We start from the raw sequence: 244 nt of genomic DNA, 5'->3' as shown, positions 1-244 counted from the left end.
CGTCTTCGAAGACACGGTTCTCGGCCTCGAAGTCGAACAGGGCGCGGGAGGAAATGGCGACGACGAGCTGGCCTTCGAGGGTGGCGGGCATGGTGGCCCGATTATTTCACCAACTGGTTGAGCTGGATGATGGGCAGCATGACCGCCAACACGATCAGCAGCACCACCACGCCCATGGCCACGATGAGCAGGGGCTCGAGCAGGGTGGCCAGGCGCAGGGCGCGGCGCTGCACCTCGGCGCTGA

At 65.6% G+C, this 244-nt stretch carries 1 protein-coding gene and 1 pseudogene; both read right to left on the bottom strand.

Translation table 11 applies throughout. The annotated features are described in order from the left end of the window. On the bottom strand, positions 1–91 hold a 91-nt coding region (locus HA630_RS25705), incomplete at its 3' end, for a 5'-nucleotidase (RefSeq protein ID WP_371809164.1). Positions 92–101: 10 nt separating this feature from the next. Continuing rightward, positions 102–244: pseudogene (locus tag HA630_RS22535) on the bottom strand (type II secretion system protein GspF); the annotation flags it as partial.

It is taken from the genome of Aquabacterium sp. A08 (assembly GCF_011742065.1).
Note: the sequence above shows the minus strand (reverse complement) of the source record. Positions and strands in the feature narration are given on the sequence as shown.